This window comes from Pseudomonas luteola NBRC 103146, assembly GCF_002091675.1.
Taxonomy (GTDB): domain Bacteria; phylum Pseudomonadota; class Gammaproteobacteria; order Pseudomonadales; family Pseudomonadaceae; genus Chryseomonas; species Chryseomonas luteola.
Window position 1 is genome coordinate 84,605 of sequence record NZ_BDAE01000004.1, and the last position, 19,879, is coordinate 104,483.

General features: G+C 54.4%; 22 protein-coding genes. 11 read left to right on the top strand and 11 right to left on the bottom strand.

The annotated features are described in order from the left end of the window. Positions 1 to 283 precede the first annotated feature (283 nt). The gene (locus PLU01S_RS07110; RefSeq protein ID WP_010795189.1) at positions 284 to 754 is read left to right on the top strand and encodes a Dps family protein; all 471 of its coding nucleotides are present in this window, start codon (positions 284 to 286) and stop codon (positions 752 to 754) included. Between the two features lie 193 nt (positions 755 to 947). Next, on the top strand, positions 948 to 1,574 hold the full coding sequence (locus PLU01S_RS26545) for a cold-shock protein (RefSeq protein WP_074824576.1): 627 nt from the start codon (positions 948 to 950) through the stop codon (positions 1,572 to 1,574). A gap of 42 nt (positions 1,575 to 1,616) precedes the next feature. Here the strand turns inward: PLU01S_RS26545 and PLU01S_RS07120 are convergent, their stop codons facing one another. Next, positions 1,617 to 1,823 carry a SlyX family protein gene (locus PLU01S_RS07120; RefSeq protein ID WP_010795191.1) on the bottom strand — a complete coding sequence of 69 codons (207 nt, stop codon included), beginning with the start codon at positions 1,821 to 1,823 and terminating at the stop codon, positions 1,617 to 1,619. Next, complete coding sequence (locus PLU01S_RS07125) at positions 1,813 to 2,244, bottom strand: HIT domain-containing protein (RefSeq protein WP_074824579.1); 432 nt, start codon at positions 2,242 to 2,244, stop codon at positions 1,813 to 1,815. Before PLU01S_RS07125 ends, PLU01S_RS07120 begins: the two co-directional genes overlap by 11 nt. Positions 2,245 to 2,626: 382 nt before the next feature. On the opposite strand from PLU01S_RS07125, the gene PLU01S_RS07130 reads away from it, so the two are divergent. From PLU01S_RS07130 to PLU01S_RS07140, 3 genes are all read left to right on the top strand, one after another. Continuing rightward, the gene (locus PLU01S_RS07130) at positions 2,627 to 3,958 is read left to right on the top strand and encodes an OprD family porin (RefSeq protein ID WP_074824580.1); all 1,332 of its coding nucleotides are present in this window, start codon (positions 2,627 to 2,629) and stop codon (positions 3,956 to 3,958) included. A gap of 159 nt (positions 3,959 to 4,117) precedes the next feature. Beyond that, on the top strand, positions 4,118 to 5,833 hold the full coding sequence (locus tag PLU01S_RS07135; protein ID WP_074824582.1) for a proline--tRNA ligase: 1,716 nt from the start codon (positions 4,118 to 4,120) through the stop codon (positions 5,831 to 5,833). Positions 5,834 to 5,841: 8 nt separating this feature from the next. Continuing rightward, complete coding sequence (locus tag PLU01S_RS07140; RefSeq protein ID WP_074824585.1) at positions 5,842 to 6,789, top strand: hypothetical protein; 948 nt, start codon at positions 5,842 to 5,844, stop codon at positions 6,787 to 6,789. 15 nt (positions 6,790 to 6,804) lie between these two features. Here the strand turns inward: PLU01S_RS07140 and PLU01S_RS07145 are convergent, their stop codons facing one another. From PLU01S_RS07145 to PLU01S_RS07155, 3 genes are read right to left on the bottom strand one after another with little or no spacing between them, the layout of a single operon-like run. Continuing rightward, positions 6,805 to 7,080: an acylphosphatase gene (locus PLU01S_RS07145; RefSeq protein ID WP_074824588.1), complete on the bottom strand. Its 276-nt coding sequence runs from the start codon at positions 7,078 to 7,080 to the stop codon at positions 6,805 to 6,807. Further along, positions 7,077 to 7,541 carry a TlpA family protein disulfide reductase gene (locus PLU01S_RS07150; protein ID WP_083397860.1) on the bottom strand — a complete coding sequence of 155 codons (465 nt, stop codon included), beginning with the start codon at positions 7,539 to 7,541 and terminating at the stop codon, positions 7,077 to 7,079. The genes PLU01S_RS07145 and PLU01S_RS07150 overlap by 4 nt, the downstream gene beginning before the upstream one ends. Further along, complete coding sequence (locus tag PLU01S_RS07155) at positions 7,538 to 8,788, bottom strand: YihY family inner membrane protein (RefSeq protein ID WP_074824591.1); 1,251 nt, start codon at positions 8,786 to 8,788, stop codon at positions 7,538 to 7,540. The genes PLU01S_RS07150 and PLU01S_RS07155 overlap by 4 nt, the downstream gene beginning before the upstream one ends. A gap of 118 nt (positions 8,789 to 8,906) precedes the next feature. On the opposite strand from PLU01S_RS07155, the gene arsC reads away from it, so the two are divergent. Together arsC and wrbA are read left to right on the top strand one after the other, a co-directional pair. Beyond that, the gene (arsC, locus tag PLU01S_RS07160; protein ID WP_074824594.1) at positions 8,907 to 9,260 is read left to right on the top strand and encodes an arsenate reductase (glutaredoxin); all 354 of its coding nucleotides are present in this window, start codon (positions 8,907 to 8,909) and stop codon (positions 9,258 to 9,260) included. Beyond that, positions 9,257 to 9,859, top strand: coding sequence for an NAD(P)H:quinone oxidoreductase (gene wrbA / locus PLU01S_RS07165; RefSeq protein WP_074824597.1), 603 nt, complete (start codon positions 9,257 to 9,259; stop codon positions 9,857 to 9,859). Before arsC ends, wrbA begins: the two co-directional genes overlap by 4 nt. Positions 9,860 to 9,894: 35 nt before the next feature. Here the strand turns inward: wrbA and hda are convergent, their stop codons facing one another. The 3 genes from hda to PLU01S_RS07180 all read right to left on the bottom strand — a co-directional run bounded on the left by hda (position 9,895) and on the right by PLU01S_RS07180 (position 12,865). Then, entirely contained in the window at positions 9,895 to 10,599 is a 705-nt protein-coding gene (gene hda, locus PLU01S_RS07170; RefSeq protein ID WP_010795201.1) for a DnaA regulatory inactivator Hda, read from the bottom strand. After that, the gene (locus PLU01S_RS07175) at positions 10,596 to 11,687 is read right to left on the bottom strand and encodes an AI-2E family transporter (RefSeq protein ID WP_074824598.1); all 1,092 of its coding nucleotides are present in this window, start codon (positions 11,685 to 11,687) and stop codon (positions 10,596 to 10,598) included. Before PLU01S_RS07175 ends, hda begins: the two co-directional genes overlap by 4 nt. 113 nt (positions 11,688 to 11,800) lie before the next feature. Continuing rightward, on the bottom strand, positions 11,801 to 12,865 hold the full coding sequence (locus PLU01S_RS07180) for a DUF2066 domain-containing protein (protein WP_074824601.1): 1,065 nt from the start codon (positions 12,863 to 12,865) through the stop codon (positions 11,801 to 11,803). 293 nt (positions 12,866 to 13,158) lie between these two features. Here PLU01S_RS07180 and purM point away from each other — a divergent pair, with 293 nt between their 5' ends. The 4 genes from purM (at position 13,159) to PLU01S_RS25660 (ending at position 15,986) form a co-directional block, all read left to right on the top strand. Beyond that, entirely contained in the window at positions 13,159 to 14,217 is a 1,059-nt protein-coding gene (gene purM / locus PLU01S_RS07185; RefSeq protein WP_074824604.1) for a phosphoribosylformylglycinamidine cyclo-ligase, read from the top strand. After that, positions 14,217 to 14,867 (top strand): phosphoribosylglycinamide formyltransferase, encoded by a 651-nt coding sequence (purN, locus tag PLU01S_RS07190; RefSeq protein WP_074824605.1) that lies wholly within the window; start codon positions 14,217 to 14,219, stop codon positions 14,865 to 14,867. The genes purM and purN overlap by 1 nt, the downstream gene beginning before the upstream one ends. Positions 14,868 to 14,879: 12 nt before the next feature. Beyond that, positions 14,880 to 15,596: a DUF3108 domain-containing protein gene (locus PLU01S_RS07195; protein WP_010795206.1), complete on the top strand. Its 717-nt coding sequence runs from the start codon at positions 14,880 to 14,882 to the stop codon at positions 15,594 to 15,596. A 219-nt stretch (positions 15,597 to 15,815) separates the two neighbouring features. Continuing rightward, positions 15,816 to 15,986 (top strand): hypothetical protein, encoded by a 171-nt coding sequence (locus PLU01S_RS25660; RefSeq protein ID WP_019366332.1) that lies wholly within the window; start codon positions 15,816 to 15,818, stop codon positions 15,984 to 15,986. Positions 15,987 to 16,047: 61 nt separating this feature from the next. Here PLU01S_RS25660 and PLU01S_RS07200 read toward each other — a convergent pair whose 3' ends face one another. Genes PLU01S_RS07200 through PLU01S_RS07210 form a run of 3 tightly spaced genes read right to left on the bottom strand, consistent with a single transcriptional unit; the run spans position 16,048 to position 19,765 of the window. Next, positions 16,048 to 18,255, bottom strand: a complete 2,208-nt coding sequence (locus PLU01S_RS07200; protein ID WP_074824608.1) for a xanthine dehydrogenase family protein molybdopterin-binding subunit — start codon at positions 18,253 to 18,255, stop codon at positions 16,048 to 16,050. Further along, on the bottom strand, positions 18,252 to 19,241 hold the full coding sequence (locus PLU01S_RS07205; RefSeq protein ID WP_074824611.1) for an FAD binding domain-containing protein: 990 nt from the start codon (positions 19,239 to 19,241) through the stop codon (positions 18,252 to 18,254). The genes PLU01S_RS07200 and PLU01S_RS07205 overlap by 4 nt, the downstream gene beginning before the upstream one ends. After that, positions 19,238 to 19,765, bottom strand: coding sequence for a (2Fe-2S)-binding protein (locus PLU01S_RS07210; protein WP_074824615.1), 528 nt, complete (start codon positions 19,763 to 19,765; stop codon positions 19,238 to 19,240). Before PLU01S_RS07210 ends, PLU01S_RS07205 begins: the two co-directional genes overlap by 4 nt. Positions 19,766 to 19,879 lie beyond the last annotated feature (114 nt).

A 19,879-nucleotide genomic window follows, 5' to 3' on the forward strand; every position in this document is an offset into this window, starting at 1 on the left:
CAAGCATCATTCACAGGCACGTCTCGCAGAACTGCTGCAACGTAAAGCCAGCCAAAGACTGTATTCCCATCTGGTTTCTCTTGGTCAGTAGGCGATTCTATAACAATTACCAAGCCTGACGCAGCCGACCTATGACAAGCCGACTGCCTTTTAAGAGCCTAGACTGACTTTTATAGAACCCAAGCGATCAGGCCCTCCTTGACCGGTGCTTGCGAGCATTCCATTTCCAAGGGCCTGTGTTAGGCTCCGTTTCAAATAAACATCACTGCCAAAGGAGAGCGGTATGGAAATCAATATCGGAATTGCTGAGCAAGATCGTGCGGCCATTGCAGATGGGCTTTCTCGTCTGCTCGCAGATACCTACACGCTGTATTTGAAGACCCATAATTTTCACTGGAACGTGACAGGGCCGATGTTCAACACCCTGCATACCATGTTCGAAACCCAGTACACCGAACTGGCTACCGCAGTTGATGATATTGCCGAGCGCATCCGCGCATTGGGATTCGCTGCACCAGGCACCTACTCGGCCTATGCCAAGCTATCCAGTATCAAGGAAGAGGAAGGCATTCCAGAGGCGCAGGAGATGATTCGCCTGCTCGTACAAGGCCAGGAAGCAGTCGTTCGTACCGCTCGTGGAATTTTCCCGATTGTAGATAAGGTCAGCGACGAGCCGACAGCCGATCTGCTGACTCAACGCATGCAAACGCATGAGAAGACAGCCTGGATGCTACGCAGCCTCCTGGCCAACTGATAGAAGCCCGGCAGACGCCGGGCTTTTTCATTTTTTCCTCTCATTCTGATGGCATCATCGGGCCATTGATTGAGTAGCCTTCACCTTTACGGTTAAATAACGCTGTGCGTATCTGCGCATAGGTCGATCATTCATAGCCACGCGTTTCAGGCAACAACAGCGATCGACTTGCTATTTCTCCAAGGTGATATCATTGAATACGCTTACACTTGTTCACATTGCGTCTGGTGCGATTGCACTTTCGATAGCCGTGGTTTCCTCTTTACAAGCAGATAAACCCAGCTTTTTTCATCATCATGAAGCCTTGCACATGGCTTTTCTTGGTCTTCTCTTGCTGATTACGACCCCTTCCGTCAGCAGCAAAAATAAGGGAGCTACGCAAACTATCACCTCAACGCTGCTGATGGCAGCTGCATGCCTTCAAGCCCTAGAACTTTTGGTTCCTGATGCCTTTCCTGGCCTACCGCCCCTGGTCAGCATCAGCCTGCCGATTGCGATGATTGCAACGCTAGTCAAGCTGTTTGCAGCCTTTAAATCGTCCAAAACAGGCAGCTATAACAAGCACAGGAAGACACGACACAACGCTCAGGATGCACTTCCTGCAGAGGGCCGTGAAATAGGCACTGTAAAGTGGTTCAACACCTCGAAGGGATTCGGGTTCATTTCACGTGATCAGGGGGACGATATTTTCGTTCACTTTCGAGCTATTCGGGGCGAAGGTCATCGCGTCCTGGTAGAAGGCCAGCGTGTCGAGTTTTCTGTTATTCAGCGTGACAAGGGGCTTCAGGCAGAAGACGTGACAGTATCGTTTGCACGTTAACCCCTTCAAAGGCGGCTCCTTTGGGAGCCGCCTTTATCAACATCAATAATGAGGTGGCGGAGCATCGTCCTCGACCGCTCCTTGCGAAACCGCGATTTCAGCCTGCCTTCTCGCAAGCTCTTCGATCTGCAGCTTCATTCGATCCAGCACTCTCTGCTGCTCGACAATAATATCGTTCAAGGTCTGGATCAGATCATCCTGAAACGCTTGTCGCATTTCCAACTCGTTGATTCGTTCTTCAACCGTCATGCTTGTCACCCTCCCACTTTTCGGCAAAAAGGGACTTGAGGTCACTCAGGCATTTTTCAAGCTCGCTTTCACTATAGGCTTTTGCAGGCCTTTTACCCCATACAGGGCCCGGCCACGCTAAATCCTCTTCAAAACGAGCCACTACATGAATATGAAGTTGCTTAACTATGTTTCCCAATGTGGCGACATTTATCTTTGCCGCATGGGTGTAGTCTTTCAGACGCTGTGCAACGTATGACGACTCTTTTATCAGTTGCATCTGATCCTCTAACGACAGTTCAAATACTTCGCTGATATTGGATCGCCGGGGTACAAGGATCAGCCATGGATAGTTGGCATCCTTCATTAAAAGCAACTTGCACAACGGTAAATCGCTTACCTCTACAGTATCCGCCCCAAGGCGCTCATCAAGATCAAACATAGTTACCTTCCTAACTAAAAACGGGACGGACATTGACGCCCTTGCACCAAAGCAGTTCAGCTACGCCTTTCATCTGAAAGAGCGCGCCTCAAAAGTGTGCATGTACCGAGTGCAAGTCATTGATTATCTACCCGATAACGTGCTGATGGCACTTTGTGCACACTCTTTGCTTAGCGTTCGAGCATCTTATCAGGGGGAACTCTTATCAATCCGGATGAGGTTGATAAGGCATCTTTCTGATTCTAAAAAATTATAGAAAGCGCCCATAAAAACTCGATGGGAACTTTCAAGCCTGACACTAGAGTGCTATAAGTTGGCACCAACAAGAACAACCAGTCACGTTTAACGATGACTGATATTTCAATCCAAAGGAGCAATCATAATGCAAGTGATGAAGTGGAGCGTCATCGCCCTCGCCGTAGCGGCAGGGACGACCCAGATGGCATTCGCCAGTCAGCAGTCAGAATCCAAAGGCTTTATAGAAGACAGCAGCCTGACGCTGACCAACCGCAACTACTACTTCAATCATGACGGCAAGAACGGCGCGGGCGATGGCCGTGACTGGTCACATGCACTTTTGACCAACTTCCAATCTGGCTTTACACAGGGCACAGTCGGCTTTGGTGTCGATCTCTTCGCCAATATTGGTTTGAAACTCGACAAGCGCTTTGGTGGAGCTGGTAACGTTCCGGTTCACGACGACGGCAAATCACCTGACGATTGGGAGCACGTAGGCGGGGCGGTTAAGCTGCGTGTATCCAACACTGTATTGAAATATGGCCAGATGGCACCTACCTCTCCGGTATTTGCTATTGGTGGCTCACGTATTTTCCCGCAAACAGCCACAGGCTTTAACCTGCTGAGCAGTGAAATCGAAGGGCTGAAGCTTGAGGCGGGACACTTCACTTCCGGCACGGGACCTCGCGGCCAAAGCAATCGCGAGCCTCTAAGAACGGCTTACACAGGTCTTGATGCTAATAGCGTTGACTACCTTGGCGGCAGTTATGACCTGGCTGATGGCTTGACTGCCAGCCTGTACGGCTCCGAATTTGAAGATATCTGGCGTCAGTACTACGGTAATTTGAACTACGCGCTCCCGTTGAGCGATCAGCAGGCACTGACATTTGATTTCAATATCTATCGCACCCTGGATGAGGGTCGTGCAGAAGCCGGCGCTATCAACAACACTACCTGGTCATTGGCTGCTGCCTATTCCTTGGGCGCCCACACATTTACGCTGGCCTATCAGAAGGTACATGGTGACACCCCGTTTGACTACGTAGGTGTTGGCGAGGAAAACAGTGGCGGGGACTCGATTTTCCTGGCGAACTCTATCCATGTATCCGACTTTAACGGCCCTGGTGAAAAGTCGTGGCAGGCCCGCTACGACATAAACATAGCCTCCTATGGCGTTCCAGGTCTAAGCTTTATGACTCGATATGCTAGAGGCTGGGGAGCAGATGGCTCCCATGTCGATATCAACGATACTGGTTATAGAACTCGAAACGAGGATGGTAGCTATAGCTCACTGTATGGATCTGACGGCAAGCACCACGAATGGGACTTGGAGGCCAAGTATGTTGTTCAAAGCGGCCCCGCTAAAGATCTTTCCATCCGTGCGCGTCAGGCCTTCCATCGTGGCAACAGCGATTATGCTGACGGTGATACCAACCAGTTCCGCCTGATGGTGGAGTACCCGCTGAGCATTCTGTAATACAGAACTCATTAGCAATACCTAAAATGCCCGGCCATGCCGGGCATTTTACTTTTCCCGTCACATCTACTTCTCTCTAGTGCTTGCCCCTCTCGCCTGTACGGCTAAGAAAGCCCACCGTACAATGCAGTTTTCGCTGATCAGAAAAGACCTGCCCTCATGCGTACTAGTCAGTATCTTCTCTCTACCCTGAAAGAAACGCCTTCTGATGCCACTGTCATCAGTCATCAACTCCTGCTACGCGCCGGCATGATCCGCAAGCTGGCGTCCGGCCTCTATACCTGGCTGCCACTGGGCCTGCGTGTATTACGCAAGGTCGAGACTGTTGTACGCGAAGAGATGAATGCGGCCGGCGCTCTGGAAGTACTCATGCCAGCCATTCAGCCCGCCGAGCTGTGGCAGGAATCAGGCCGCTGGGAACAATATGGCCCCGAACTGCTCCGCCTCAAGGATCGTCATGAGCGCGACTTTTGCGTAGGCCCAACCCATGAGGAAGTGATTACAGATCTGGCGCGCAACGAGCTCAACAGCTATAAGCAGCTTCCAATCAACATGTACCAGATACAGACCAAGTTTCGCGATGAGATTCGCCCTCGATTTGGCCTGATGCGTGGACGTGAATTCGTCATGAAGGATGCCTATTCCTTTCATATGACTCAGGAATCGCTACAGGAGACCTATGATCGGATGTATCAGGCCTACTGCAACGTATTCACCCGACTCGGGTTGAACTTCCGTCCTGTTCAGGCTGATAACGGCTCCATTGGCGGCAGCGGCTCCCATGAATTCCATGTACTGGCCAGCTCCGGCGAAGACGATATCGTTTTCAGTGACAGCTCCGATTACGCAGCCAACATTGAAAAGGCTGAAGCGCTATCCCGTGAAACTTCACGCGGCGCGGCTATTGAAGAGCTTCGCCTGGTTGATACACCAGACACCAAAACTATCGCGGCGCTGGTAAAGAACTTCAATCTGCCGATTGAGAAGACGATCAAGACATTGATCGTACATGGCGTGGAAGAAGGCACGCTCGTTGCGCTCATCATTCGTGGCGATCATGAGCTGAACGAAATCAAGGCCTCCAATCTCGAACTTGTTGCCTCCCCTCTCGAATTTGCTACTGAGGCGGAAGTTCGTGCAGCCATTGGCGCAGGCCCTGGCTCCCTAGGCCCGCTGAACCTTCCGATGCCTTGCGTCATCGATCGCTCGGTTGCCATGATGAGCGACTTCGCAGCAGGTGCAAATATTGATGACAAACACTATTTTGGAGTGAACTGGGAGCGTGACCTGCCGCTGCCTGAGGTCGCTGATCTGCGCAATGTGGTGGCAGGCGATCCCAGCCCCGACGGCAAGGGCAACCTGGTCATCAAACGCGGCATCGAGGTCGGTCATATTTTCCAGCTTGGCACCAAGTACAGTGAAGCAATGAACCTGACCGTCCTGAGCGAACAAGGAAAGCCCGTCAAGCTCACTATGGGCTGCTATGGTATCGGCGTGTCTCGTGTCGTCGCGGCAGCCATCGAGCAGAATCATGATGAACGCGGCATCCTGTGGCCCGATGCGCTTACTCCCTTCCACATTGCACTGGTGCCTCTGAAGTATGAAAACGAGCGCGTACGGGAAGCAACGGATCAACTGTATCAGGCGTTAACTGCTGCCGGTTATGAAGTCCTGTTGGATGATCGTGACAAAAAGACAAGTCCCGGCGTCAAATTTGCAGATATGGAGTTGATCGGCATTCCTCACCGGATCGTAGTAGGTGATCGCGGCCTTGCTGAAGGTACTTACGAGTACAAAGGACGCCGCGAGCAGGACAACCAGAATGTGCCGATCAATGAATTGCTGCCATTTTTGAAAGCACGCATTAATCGTTGAGCCAAGCCATGCCTGTAAAAAGCCCTTTTTTTCTCCTTTCCGTCACGCTTGCCAGCGTGACGGTGCTTTCTGGTTGCGCTAATCATTTACCGCAGCGCAGCGAGCATGAGGAGCGTGTCGATCGCAAATTGATCGAACACAGCCTGCAGATCAATGCTGGCGAAAAAGAAGTGCTCGAACTGCCACAGCGACGAATCAAGGTACTCGATCAACATCGTTATGAAGTGACTGATTTCGAAGTAACACGTCATTACGATCGGTATACGCCTTATCAGCCCTGGCGGGAGCTTTATGAGGTTCCGCTGGGAGCTGTAACACTCGTGGCAGGCATAGGCGCCAATATTCTCAATGTGCCTCTTCTTGGCAGTCTTCCTGAAAGCGCAACCCATGGACTGGTCGTCTATGGGCTGGACGGCCTTAACCCGTTCATGAACGTGGCGTCCAATGGGCGCTCCGAGCAGAACCTGGCCAGCATTGATGAAAAGCAGCTCGATAAACGCGTCGAATACACCAGCCTTCCCTGGGCTGAGCGCCCCGTTGAAGTCAAGGCGGGCAAGGCTCGATATGAGCTGCTGACCGACCAAAACGGCTTTTTGCGTCTGAACCTGCTGGAAGACCCTTTTGCAGGTCATGACATCAGCGGCATTGGCAAGCTGGACATCACGGTTATCGACCCTGAAGACCAGACCAAAGCCGAGCGCACGTTAACGGTAAGCCGCAGCCTGCGTAGCAAACTTCTGGAGGCCCATGAGCTTATTTACGATGATCTTGAAGAGGACGATGTGACTCGCTGGGTTCATCGTGTAAAGCGCTTGTCTGAACTAGGCCTGGAGGAAGAATCCAGCGAACTGGAACAGAACCTGATCGAGCTGACCCACAATGATCCGGAGCTGCAAAATGAGTTTGTCACTGCATTAGCCAAAGCAACCGGAACACCCAAGACCATCAGCCAGTAAGCATCTATATGGCTGTTAGCGCCATACTGTAAAGTTACCAAGCCCCAATAGCGCATGATCCTGAACCAGGACTTGATTGACATTCGCCTGTGCGGGGCCATGACGAAGCCATGCCAGAAACTGCTCCAGCGCTTCTGGCTCGCCTTCACATTTTATCTCGACACGCCCATCGTCCAGGTTTCTTACCCACCCTGTGATACCTAGGCGCTCTGCCTCTTCCCGGGCACTTTCTCGATAACGGACGCCCTGTACCCGTCCGTCGACGTGGATATGCCTTGCCTGACTGCTCATGGTGACTGCTTCTCCAGCTCAGCGATACGTGCCTGTATGACCGCAGCCGTTTGCTCCCCTACAAGCCTTTCCCTGAAACGGCCTTGGGGGTCAACAAGATAGGTGGCTGGCAGGACGTTGCTGACCGGCAGATCGAAATGCTTGGCAGGATCCTTTTGGAAGACGGCGTATTGAATACCCATCGTTTCTGCACTCTTACGCAGTGCATCGTCCTGCTGGTGATCGTAGTTAACGCCTAGCACCCTTATCTCAGCATTGGCTTTGGCCAAGGCATTGAGCTGGGGGATTTCCTTGTGACAGGGTCCGCACCACTCTGCCCAATAATTAATGACCAACCACCGCCCGTCCAGCTGAGCGTTATCGATTTTATGGCCATACTGGTCATTTCCGTAATCCGGCGTACAGGCTGCCAACAAGAAACTGACGGCAAGCAGGCCGCCACGTAACGCTTTAGTAATCATGTTGACTCCATGGAAGATACTGGTTTGGCTTCAGGTTTCAGCCACTTGGCGAGACTGCCGCCCAGAAGTTGCTCACGTTGCTCATGAAGCTGTTTAAGCGCTTCAATCAGAGGAGGATACCAGTCACCTGTACAGCGCTCGACCTCAGGAAGACGATCGATTTCTGGTAGATGCCATGGGCTCTTTTCCATCAATTGCGTCAGGGTGAATGTGTTGAGATCCCGGCAGAGCACCCATCTTCCACTACTGGTGTGGCACACCAGTTTCTCTTTCTTGAGAAAGTCCAGAATGGGTTGCCATTGATCCTCAGGCAACTTCCAGCCGCTTTTCTGGAGCTCGACAAGATCGAGCGAGGCGCCTGTCTGTTGCCGATCCAGAAAGACACGAAGCACGCCCAGCAAGACAAGAAACGTAGGGATTGGCTGTCGGCGCCACTGCTTGGAGGAAGAAAGGTTGCACACCAACTCAGCGCCAAAAAGAACGATCAGCCAGGAGACGTAAATCCAGACCAGAAAAAGCGGAATGGTCGCAAAAGCGCCGTAGATCAGCTTGTAGCCCGGAAAAAACATGACATACAAGCCAAACAATGACTTGGCCGCCTCGAATAGCACTGACGTAAAGATACCCCCAACCAACGCATGCTTGAGCGGAACACGCGTGTTTGGTACTGCGGCATAGAGCAAAGTGAAGGCAGCCATGCTGAAGAAGAGCGGCATGAACTTGAGCAGCACGGCCGTTCCCATGACCGCATACCGACCGGACATCATGGACAGCGACGCGATATACGTACTGATTGCAAAGCCTGCGCCTAACAAAAGAGGCCCCAGACTGAGGATTGCCCAATACAGGAGAAAACTGGACATGCCTCGACGAGGTTGGGAAACCCGCCAGATGTCATTGAAGGTTTTTTCAATGGTCACCAGCATGGTGAGGGACGTTACTGCCAGCAGCGCGACGCCTAGCCATGTCAAGTGGCGGGCCTGCTCGATAAATCCACGCAGGTGCTCCTCCAAGGTCTCGCCGGTCGAAGGGACGAAGTTATGAAAGATGAATATCTGAATCTGCTCTTCTGTTCCCTGAAAGGCGGGAATGGCAGAGAGCATGGCAAAGGTCACCGTCATGATGGGAACAACGGCAAACAGGGTGGTGTAGGTCAAGGCCGCCGCGTTGTTGGGCGCTCGATCGCCAAGAAAGCGTTTGACCAGGAAACGGCCCCATTCAAATGTGTCGCTCAGGCGCTGACGCATTCTATTTCCTCAACCATGCGTGAATCGTCTTGAATCCAATTACCCGGCACAATGCTCGTTCAGACCACCGGAGGCCCGTTAGAATAGCTGTCACCTCCACAACGATGCGACCTTTTCAATGAGCGAATCGATACTCTTCCACAATCCTCGTTGCTCCAAGTCCCGCAGCGCACTCGAATTGCTGCAGGAAAAAAAGCTGGACCTGCATGTGGTTCGCTACCTTGAAACGCCCCCTACCGCCGCAGACCTCAAGGATATTCTGCTTAAACTGGGCATCCCGGCTCGTCAGCTTCTGCGTACCGGCGAAGAGGAATACAAAGCGCTAGGCCTGGCGGATGAAACTCTTTCTGAAGACAGACTGATTGAAGCCATGGCGAGTCATCCGAAACTGATTGAACGCCCCATTTTCATCGTAGGCGACAAGGCGGTCATTGGCCGTCCGCCAGAAAAGGTTCTGGAGATACTGCCATGAGTGCTTCCTATATCCTGGTGCTTTATTACAGCCGACATGGTGCTACAGCCCAGATGGCTCAGCAGATTGCCCGAGGTGTAGAAATGGGTGGCCTGGAGGCACGTATCAGGACCGTTCCGAGTGTGTCGACAGTATGTGAGGCAACCGCACCAGAAATCCCAGAGGAAGGCGCGCTATATGCCAGCCTTGATGATCTGCGGCATTGTAGCGGCCTGGCCTTGGGCAGCCCTACGCGGTACGGCAACATGGCGGCGGCGCTGAAGTACTTTTTGGATGGCACAAACAGCTTATGGCTGACAGGCGAATTGGTAGGAAAGCCGGCCGCGGTCTTTACTTCCACTGCAAGTCTGCACGGTGGTCAGGAAAGCACGCTGCTCTCCATGCTGCTGCCTCTGCTCCATCACGGCATGCTGGTAACCGGATTGCCGTACAGCGAAAGCGCCCTGCTTGAAACCAAAGGTGGCGGCACACCTTATGGTGCCAGCCACTTTGCCGGAACCGATGGCAAGCGGGCCTTGGATGAACATGAAATCACGCTGTGCCGTGCGCTAGGCAAGCGCCTTGCAACCACAGCCCTGCAACTGGAGTCGCGCCGCTGAAGTGCTTAGCTACAGCGCCGTAAACAGGTAGCGGCTCACCAATCCATGATTTCCTTGACGAACGGAATGGTGAGCTTGCGCCGCGCCTGCAAGGAGGCGTGATCCAGACGCTCAAGCACATCAAACAAGGAGTTCATGCTCCGTGAGCCACGCGTCAGGATATAGCGTCCCACTTCTTCGTTCAGATGCAGACCCCGTCGAGAGGCGCGCAGCTGCAGCGCGCGCAGCTTGTCTTCATCAGACAGCGGCTGAAGCTGGAAGACCAATGCCATGGTAAGCCGTGATTTGAGATCCGGAAGCTTGATAGGCAATGACCGTGGAGGCTTGGAGCCAGACAGCAAGAGCCGCTTTCCAGCATCCCGCACACGATTGAAGAGATGAAACATCGCCTCTTCCCATTCTCGCTTGCCTGCCAGGGCATCCAGATCATCCAGGCAAACCAGCTCGCACTGTTCGAGATTTTCAAACAGTGCGGTTCCATACCCGGAAAGCTCGGCCATTGGCAGATAAACGGCTTGCTCACCCATCTGATAAAACCGCAGGCAGGCAGCCTGCATCAAATGGCTACGCCCGGCGCCTTCCGTTCCCCAGAGGTAGATAAGGCTTTCAGCCCAACCTGCGTCCAGCTCGCATAGGCGCTCGACATAACCCAGCGCCGCCGCATTTGCACCGGGATAATAATTGGCAAAGGTAGCGTCATCGCGTAGACGCACACCCAAGGGTAACTGTATCGGTTTCATGCCGTGTCTGGCGGCTCGCTGGATTCAGGTCGACCGGGTTTGGAGTAAAGGTCGGAAAGTTTATACAAATCATGGATATGACGCAGCAGAACCATCAAGACGGCGGCTACGGGTAATGCGAGAAGAATACCGCTGAAACCAAACAGTTGACCACCCGCCAGAACGGCAAAGATGACCGCAACGGGATGCAGGCCAATACGATCACCCACCAGAAGCGGTGTCAGCACCATGCCTTCGATCATTTGTCCGAAGACAAATACCGCGAGAATGCCCAGCAGCGGATACCAATCAAGGCCAAACTGGAAGAATCCAGCAGCCATGGCTGCCGTGATGCCAACCGCAAATCCCATATACGGGACAATGCTGGCCAGTCCCGCCAGCAGACCAATCAACAGGCCCAGCTCAAGCCCTACCAGCATCAGCCCACCGGCATAGATGATTCCAAGGCCAAGCATGACCATCAACTGCCCGCGCAGGAAGGCGCCCAGCACCTCATGACAGTCACCCAGCAGCCGAGCCACCAAACCTTCGTGTCGACGCGGGAGCAGGCCCCTGAGCTTGCCAACCATGACATCCCAGTCGCGTAACAGATAAAAGCTTACGACCGGGATCAACAACGTGTTTCCGATCCAGGCCAGTAAAGCAAGACTGGAAGACGTTGCCTGGGCAAGAACGATACCGACGATATCACCGGTACGATCCAGATGGCTGGTCAGCACCGCCTTGATACGATCGAAGCGCCAGAAGCTGTCTGCAAGACCGAATTTGATCTGAATCCATGGCAATGCGGTGAACTGGAGCCAGTCGAGTATGGCAGGCATCAACTCGTAGAGACGGATGAACTGCCTGACCAGCATGGGCACGATGACAAGCAGCATGCCCAGCAGAACCAGCAGGAAGGCCAGATATACCGTAAGCACGGCCAATGTGCGGGAGAGCCCCAGTCGCTCCAGCCGATCTACCAATGGATCACCCAGGTAGGCCAGTAACATGCTGATCAGAAAGGGAGACAGAATAGGCTGCACCGAGTGCAGCAGCCACAGCAAAACGGCCAGTCCGCCAATGACATACCAGCGGCGTGTCGTCATGTTCGTTTCTCGCTAAATAATTTGTGCATAAAGAAAGCCGCTAGGCGAAGGCCAGGCGGCTTGGGAGTGTCTGATGATCGGCCTGCGGTAAGGTCTCTCTTTAGCGGACCCGATCAACGCCAGCGATAATAGAGTACCTGTTGTGCTGGCGCAGGTGCGGGCGGCTGTGAAGCGCCTGGTGCAGCTTGGGTGTCCGGTGCCGCAACGGGCGCGTTGGCATCGACCGGTGCAGAAGATTGCTCCAGATCGGCCAGGCCTAACTGTGCATGAAGTTGATCCGGGTTAGCGGTCAGCTGATAGCGAAGCTGTCCATTCTCTGCCTTGAGCAACCGAGCACCCATGGGCTCCAGCAGCTTTTGCAGCTGAGAGTAGCGCTCGAAATTGGCCCCATCTACTACCAGTGTCAGTGCTTGTGTAGAACCTGGCTTGGTAATGAACTGCTTGGCCAGACGTGTACTTAGCTCATGCATGATGGTATTGGCCAGGGCATCCAGATCGGCTCCCTGCGCATTGCCCTGGGCCGAGTTGGTCCCCTGCCACATCCGCCATTGAGCCTGCCAGGAACTACCCGATTGCCTGGCATGAACCGCCAGCAATACATCACTGCTATAACGCTTAGAAGCCTCACGCAGGGCATCTGGCTTGCCAGAATCAATATTTTCGGCAGTACCGACCAGCTGTTCACTGAGGTCTGCCAAGGGCAGGACGAGCGGCAGGCCACTGTCCTGAGCGGCCCTTTGCAAAGGAGCTGCCGCTGGTTGGCTGTCACCCACCAGGGCACTACCACCATCAGAATCGTTCAACCACCACGTCATCACAGAGGGGCGATTGGCTCCCCAGATAGGCAGCCCCGCCTGCGTCAGGGTACGGTTGACGGATGCAGGATCGAAATTGACGACCAGCACGGCTGGCGGGCCGGCATCGTAACTGTACTGGGTAATTAGTTGCTGAGGGCTTTTTACCGACTCGGATAAGGCAGGGCTCTGAGCGGCATTCGCATCGCCAGTCAAACGAACCACCAGATCCTGCAGGGCACGCCCCAGCGCAGCGTCGCGCTCTGAGGGCTGCTGGGAGGCAACGGGCTCGCGCACCTGATAAAGGCCTTCCACCAAGGCTGCTGAAGCAGACTGGCTCAGCAAGGGTAGGCAGAGCGTAAGCAGAAAGGCAAAACGACGCATGTAGAGTCTCGGCAAGCAGGAACGAAGAGGCATACCTTAAAAGGCGCCCTGCCCGTCGGCAAGCCTGAGGGCAGGTTATGTGCAGCATCACGGTGAAATCAGACCGCGCTTTATGCCAAAAGGCTCCTTTATGACTGAATAAAAGCTGAATAAGCCTGACAAGGCCATTCGATGACCAACAGTGCCTCGTCAGGAAGCGCCGTTTCCCGATTGCTTCTGGTAAAATCGCCGCCTCTCAAAAGCTGTGCCCGCGGCATAGCCTGTTTCGCAGCATTTTTAAAAGGCCTGGATTCATGAGCAAGCAACCCTCGTTGAGCTACAAGGACGCCGGAGTGGATATCGACGCAGGCGAAGCCCTGGTTGAACGTATCAAAGGCGTCGCCAAGCGTACTGCCCGCCCGGAAGTCATGGGCGGCCTCGGTGGTTTTGGCGCCCTCTGTGAAATCCCGGCCGGTTACAAGCAGCCGGTTCTGGTTTCAGGTACGGACGGTGTCGGCACCAAGCTTCGTCTGGCAATGAATCTGAAAAAGCATGACAGCATTGGTATCGACCTTGTTGCCATGTGTGTAAATGACCTGGTTGTCTGTGGCGCCGAGCCACTCTTCTTCCTGGACTACTATGCCACCGGCAAACTGAACGTTGATGTCGCGGCTCAGGTAGTGACCGGTATCGGCGAAGGCTGTGAACAGGCCGGATGCTCGCTGGTAGGGGGTGAGACCGCCGAAATGCCCGGCATGTACGAGGGTGAAGACTACGATCTGGCTGGTTTCTGCGTAGGCGTGGTGGAAAAGGCCGAGATCATCGACGGCTCCAAGGTATCGACCGGCGATGCGCTGATCGCGCTGCCCTCCTCCGGCCCGCACTCCAATGGTTACTCCCTGATCCGCAAAATCATCGAAGTTGCAGGCGCGGATATCGAAAGCATCCAGCTCGACGGCAAACCTTTGACCGACCTTCTGATGGCGCCGACGCGTATCTATGTCAAACCCCTGCTCAAGCTGATCAAGGGCACCGGCGCCGTGAAAGCGATGGCCCACATTACTGGTGGCGGCCTGCTTGAAAACATTCCGCGCGTTCTGCCTGAAAACGCGCAGGCAGTCATCGACGTGGAGAGCTGGACACGTCCGGTTGTATTCGACTGGCTGCAACAGCAGGGCAACGTTGACGAGACAGAAATGCATCGCGTGCTGAATTGCGGTGTTGGCATGGTCATCTGCGTCGCGCAGGAGCACGTTGAGAAGGCGCTGAACACGTTGCGCGATGCGGGCGAGCAGCCTTGGGTAATCGGTCAGATCGCCGCCTGCGATGAAAGCGCTCCTCGCGTTGTACTGAACAACCTGAAGACACATTGATGCCTGCACGTTGTAATGTCGTGGTATTGATCTCAGGTGCCGGTAGCAACCTGCAGGCACTGATCGATGCCTCGACCAGCCCGGAGGCGCCCATCCAGATCCGCGCGGTGGTTTCCAACCGGGCGGATGCCTACGGATTGGAGCGTGCTCGCCAAGCGGGCATCGAGGCGCAGGTCCTTGACCATACACAGTTCGCTGATCGGGAGGCGTTCGACGCTGCCCTCGTCGAGCTGGTTGATCGCTTTGAACCAGACCTCTTGGTCCTGGCCGGCTTCATGCGTATCCTGACGGAGCGCTTCGTGACCCATTACCGAGGCCGGCTGCTCAATATTCACCCTTCCCTGTTGCCACGCTATACCGGTCTGCGTACGCATCAACGTGCGCTGGATGCAGGCGATCTGGAGCATGGCTGCAGTGTTCACTTTGTTACGGAAGAGCTTGATGGCGGCCCGGTTGTTGTACAGGCCGTCGTTCCCATTCATCCTGGTGACACAGCGGAAACCCTGGCCCAGCGCGTTCACGGACAGGAACACGTAATTTATCCTCTGGCTGTCAGCTGGTTCGCCCAAGGGCGCTTACGGCTGACTGAGCGAGGCGCTGAACTGGATGCCCAGCCGTTGCCGGCTACCGGACATGTCATTCGATCCTAGGAGAAATATCCCATGCGACGATTGTTGTGCCTGATCGCATTTGCGCTGGCCCTGCCCGCCCATGCGTTCGACCTTAAACCCTTTGATGCCAGCTATACCGCCGACTGGAAGCAAATGCCCATGAGTGGCTCAGCTGAGCGGCACCTGACAAAACAGCAGGATGGCAATTGGAAACTTGAATTCAGTGCCTCCATGCTGGTGGCGGGCCTGACCGAAGCCAGTACGTTCCGCTATGAAGGCGACACGTTCCTGCCCACGAGCTATAGCTATTCACGCCATGGCCTGGGTAAAAGCCGTGAAAGCAAGCTGACCTTTGACTGGACCGCGAAGAAAGTCACCGGCACTGAAAAAGGCGACTCGGTCAACCTGCCGCTGGACCGTGGTCTGGTGGACAAGTCCACTTACCAGCTGCTCTTGCAGCATGATGTGGCAGACGGCAAGAAAAGCATGAGCTACCAGGTGGTCGATGGTGATGAGATCGATACTTACGACTTTCGCGTAATTGGCGAGGAGCGCGTGCGCACCAAGGTGGGTCTGGTTGATGCCATCAAGGTCGAGCGTGTTCGAGATCCCACCAAGAGCAACCGTAAGACTGAACTGTGGTTTGCGAAGAACTGGGATTACCTGCTGGTCCGCCTGTATCAGATGGAAACCGATGGCAAGGAATACCAGATCATGCTGGAAGACGGCTCTGTTGATGGCAAGCCGGTAAAAGGTCAGCAAGGCTAAATCGCCTGGTACCTCTAAAACGCGTCTTATCGAGAGGTAAGACGCGTTTTTTATTGCCTGTGTTTTTGCAAAAGAACGTGCCGCCTGTTGAACCTGCGACATATTGTCGCTATAAATGTAACAGATTATTGCAAACAATCAGCTTGGTCTCTTTTCCTGATTGATCAATGATCGAGTTGTTAGCTGCCTTGCGTGCCCTTTTAACCAAGGAGAAAGACAATGACCGTTACAGTGACTGAACGCGACGAAAACCATATGTCTCAAGAAGCCCGTTCACTGGGTTTATCTGTCTGGGACGTTCACCAGGAAGGCCATTTAGTCGGTATTTATCATTCCGAGGCCGATGCGGTCGCGTATAAAGCGCAGATCGAAGAAGAAAGTCAGCGTTGATTTAAAGCAGTATCCATAAAAAAGCCCGCCTGTCAGAGGCGGGCTTTTTTGATCAGTCGTTTTATTCGAAAACCTTATCCAGGGTAATTGGCAGATCGCGAATACGCTTGCCTGTTGCGTGATAAACCGCGTTGGCGATGGCCGCCGCAACCCCTACAATACCGATCTCGCCTATCCCTTTTGCGCCGAGCGGATTGACAATCTCGTCGTGCTCTTCGACAAAGATGACATCCAGATCATGCACATCGGCGTTTACCGGAAAATGGTATTCGGCAATGTTGTGGTTCATCCAGCGAGCCAGATCCTTATCAAGCATCCCCTCTTCCTGCATGGCCATGCCAATCCCCCAGACCATTCCGCCCAGGATCTGGTTTCGTCCTGGCTTGAGACTCAAGACGCGCCCCGCTGCAATGGCACTGACCATCCGGCTGACCTGAATCGTACCGAAGTCTTCGTCAACCTTGACCTCCACAAACACTGCAGAGTGGGTAGCCGTTGTGTAATCGTCCCGCTCCTTCTTAGGCGAGGCACTGGCGGAAGCCTCCATGCTTGGCGTCCCCCCCTTTTTCAAGAGATCAGCGATCTTGATTCGCTCGGCAGGTGCGGACTTGATGCAAATTTCACCATTTTCGAAAACGACGTCGGTCAACTCAAGGTTGCTGAAAGGCGATTGATCCTCTTCCTTGGCTTGATCGAGCAGTTGCTGTTGAAGGGTTTCGCATGCCTGCTTAACGGCAGAGCCAACAGAAGAAACGGTAAACGATCCCCCTTCCAGAGGCGCCTTGGGCAAAGTCGAGTCGCCCAATCTGAATGTGACCTTTTCCAGAGGCAGGCCGAAAAGTTCCGCTGCGATCTGGCTCATGACGGTATAGGTACCCGTACCGATATCAGCTGTAGCGCTGGAGACGACCAAGCTACCGTCGATGTTGATCACTGCCTTGGCACTGGCGGGATTCTGCATGGCCTCCCAGACACCGGTTGCCATTCCCCACCCTACCAGCTGCTTGCCATCGCGCATTGAGCGTGGTTCGTGACTACGCTTGGACCAGCCAAACCGTTCGGCACCCTGGCGGTAGCATTCGAGCAACTCCTTGCTTGAGTAAGGCTTGTTGGAGGCAGGATCGACATCCGTGAAGTTGCGAATACGAAACTCCAATGGATCAATGTTGGCCGCGTAGGCCAGCTCGTCCATCGCGGATTCAAGGCCATAGACACCTAGCACAGCGCCCGGTGCACGCATGTCCAGCGGTGTATAGAGGTCAAGGGGAGCCAGCTTGTAATCCAGTCGCACGTTGGGGCATCCATAGAGCGAAGCGGACCAGACCACGACCATCTCAGTGAAGTCTTCAAAGCTTGAAGTCTCGCCTACTACTTCGTGGATAGTCGAAACCAGCTTGCCTTCCTGATCACACGCCAGCCGGAAATGCTGGATGGTTTCCGGGCGATGACCGAACGAGAACATTTGCTCGCGGGACAGCACTACACGAACGGAACGCTTGAGCTTAAGCGCCGCCATGGTCGCCAGTACCAGTTGATACTGTGGACGCAAACCAGAACCAAAGGCGCCACCCACAAAGGGTGTTACGACACGTACATCTCCATCAGGCAGGCCGAAGATGTTGGAAATGAACTGAGCGCTGTTCTGTACGCCCTGCGTCTTGTCATGGACGGTCAACTTGCCATCCGTGTTGTAAATGACCGTAGAGGCATGCATCTCCATCGGATTATGAAACTCGGCGGCCGAATGGTATTCCGCCTCGATCTTCACTGGTGCACTCGCCCAGGCGCTATCGGCATCGCCTCGATCTGGCGGCATGGGCGTAGGCGCCTTATGGGCATTGCCACGCTGAGCGTAGATGTCAGCCTGATGCGGCTCGGTATCGTAATCCACTCGAATCAGCGAAGCCGCATAGCGAGCAGTTTCGAAGCTTTCTGCCACCACCAGCGCAACCGGCTGCATGTTGAACAGGACTCGGTCGTTATAGAGAGGACGAAAGTGCTTGCCATCTGCGGCGTCCATATCGGTGTAGCTTTCGTTATACGATGCCACCTCGGGACGGTTTTCATGGGTAATGACATCCAGAACACCCGGAACACTGAGCGCTGCCTGGGTATCGATGCTCAGGATGCGGCCCTTGGCTACCGAGCTGTTGACGACATAACCGGTGCAGAGGTCGGCTGTACCGAACTCACCGGCATAAAGGGCTTTGCCAGTTACCTTGAGTGGCCCATCGACCCGAGAAACGGCCTTTCCTAGATAAGCTGTCATTTGGCATTTACTCCTGAAGCAGCCTCGCTCAAGGCACGCACAATGGCGCGCTTGGCCAATTCGATCTTGAAGCTGTTGTGCTCGAACCCCTGGGCTCCCTGCATGAGCAATTCTGCAGCTGCCCGAAAGTTCTCTTCGGTAGCCGGCTTGCCTGCCAGCAATGCTTCAGCCTCAGGTTTACGCCAGGGTTTATGGGCCACACCTCCCAAGGCAATACGGGCTGTGCCTACGTTGCCGCCGTTGAGTTCCAGCGCCGCTGCAACCGAGACAAGCGCAAAAGCATAGGACGCTCGGTCACGGATCTTGACGTAGGCGTAGTTCTCGGCAAATCCTCTGGGAGGCAGCTCGACAGCAGTAATGAGTTCATGCTGCCCCAGATTGATGTCCAGATGCGGTGTATCACCAGGCAAACGGTGAAACTCGCTCATCGGAATCACGCGATCACCCTCAGGCCCTGACACATGAACCGAGGCCTCCAACGCAGCCAACGCAACGGCCATGTCGGATGGATGGACGGCGATACACTGATCGCTGTGCCCCAGAACGGCATGGATGCGGTTCTGGCCCTTGAGTGCCCCGCAGCCTGAGCCCGGCTCGCGCTTATTGCAGGGCGTGCCGATATCGTAGAAGTAATAACAACGCGTGCGCTGCAGCAGATTGCCCCCGGTGGACGCCATGTTGCGCAGCTGGGCCGAGGCACCCGCCAGAATGGCTTGAGAGAGCAAGGGATACACTCGCTCGACATCAGGATGGTAGGCAACCGTCGAGTTCTTGACCAACGCCCCGATATGCAAGCCCCCGGCCTGCGTCGTTTCGATCTCGCGCAAGGGCAACGCATTGATATCGACCAGCTGGTCAGGGCGTGCCACGTTTTCCTTCATCAGGTCGAGCAGGTTGGTCCCACCGGCGATGAACCGCCCCGTGTCACTTAACTGCTGGATGGCATCGGTGACTTGCTGGGGTTTTGAATAACTGAAGCGATTCATTCCCGTGGCCCTCCCTTGCAGGCAGGCATGGCCTGCTCGATAGCCGCCAGAATGTTGTTGTAAGCACCGCAACGGCACAGGTTTCCGCTCATTTGCTCACGAATCTCATCACGCGTCTGCGCCTTGCCTTCCTTGATCATGCCAATGGCAGAACAGATCTGCCCCGGTGTGCAATAACCGCACTGGAAGGCATCTTGCTCAACGAAGGCTGCCTGCATGGGATGTAACTCATCGCCGTTGGCCAGGCCTTCGATAGTTGTGATTTCAGCGCCGTCCTGCATGACGGCCAGACTCAGGCAGGAGTTGATGCGGGTTCCGTTGACCAACAGGGTACAGGCACCACACTGTCCATGGTCGCATCCTTTCTTCGTACCGGTCATGTCCAGGTGTTCGCGTAGCAGATCAAGCAATGTCGTCCAGGGCTCGACGGCCAGCTCATGCTGTTTACCGTTGATGATCAGGGAAATCGTATGGGTATCAGCACCGGCGTCGGGCCGAAGCTGGCGAGCAGGAGTCGCATTCATAAAGGCCTCACGGTCGTAAAGGGGAGTGATCTGAGGTCACTCTTTTTTTCATGAAAGGCATCGATTGGATGTCTATTTCAGGAATACGACTGAAAGCTTCCGTCAAGGGTTCAG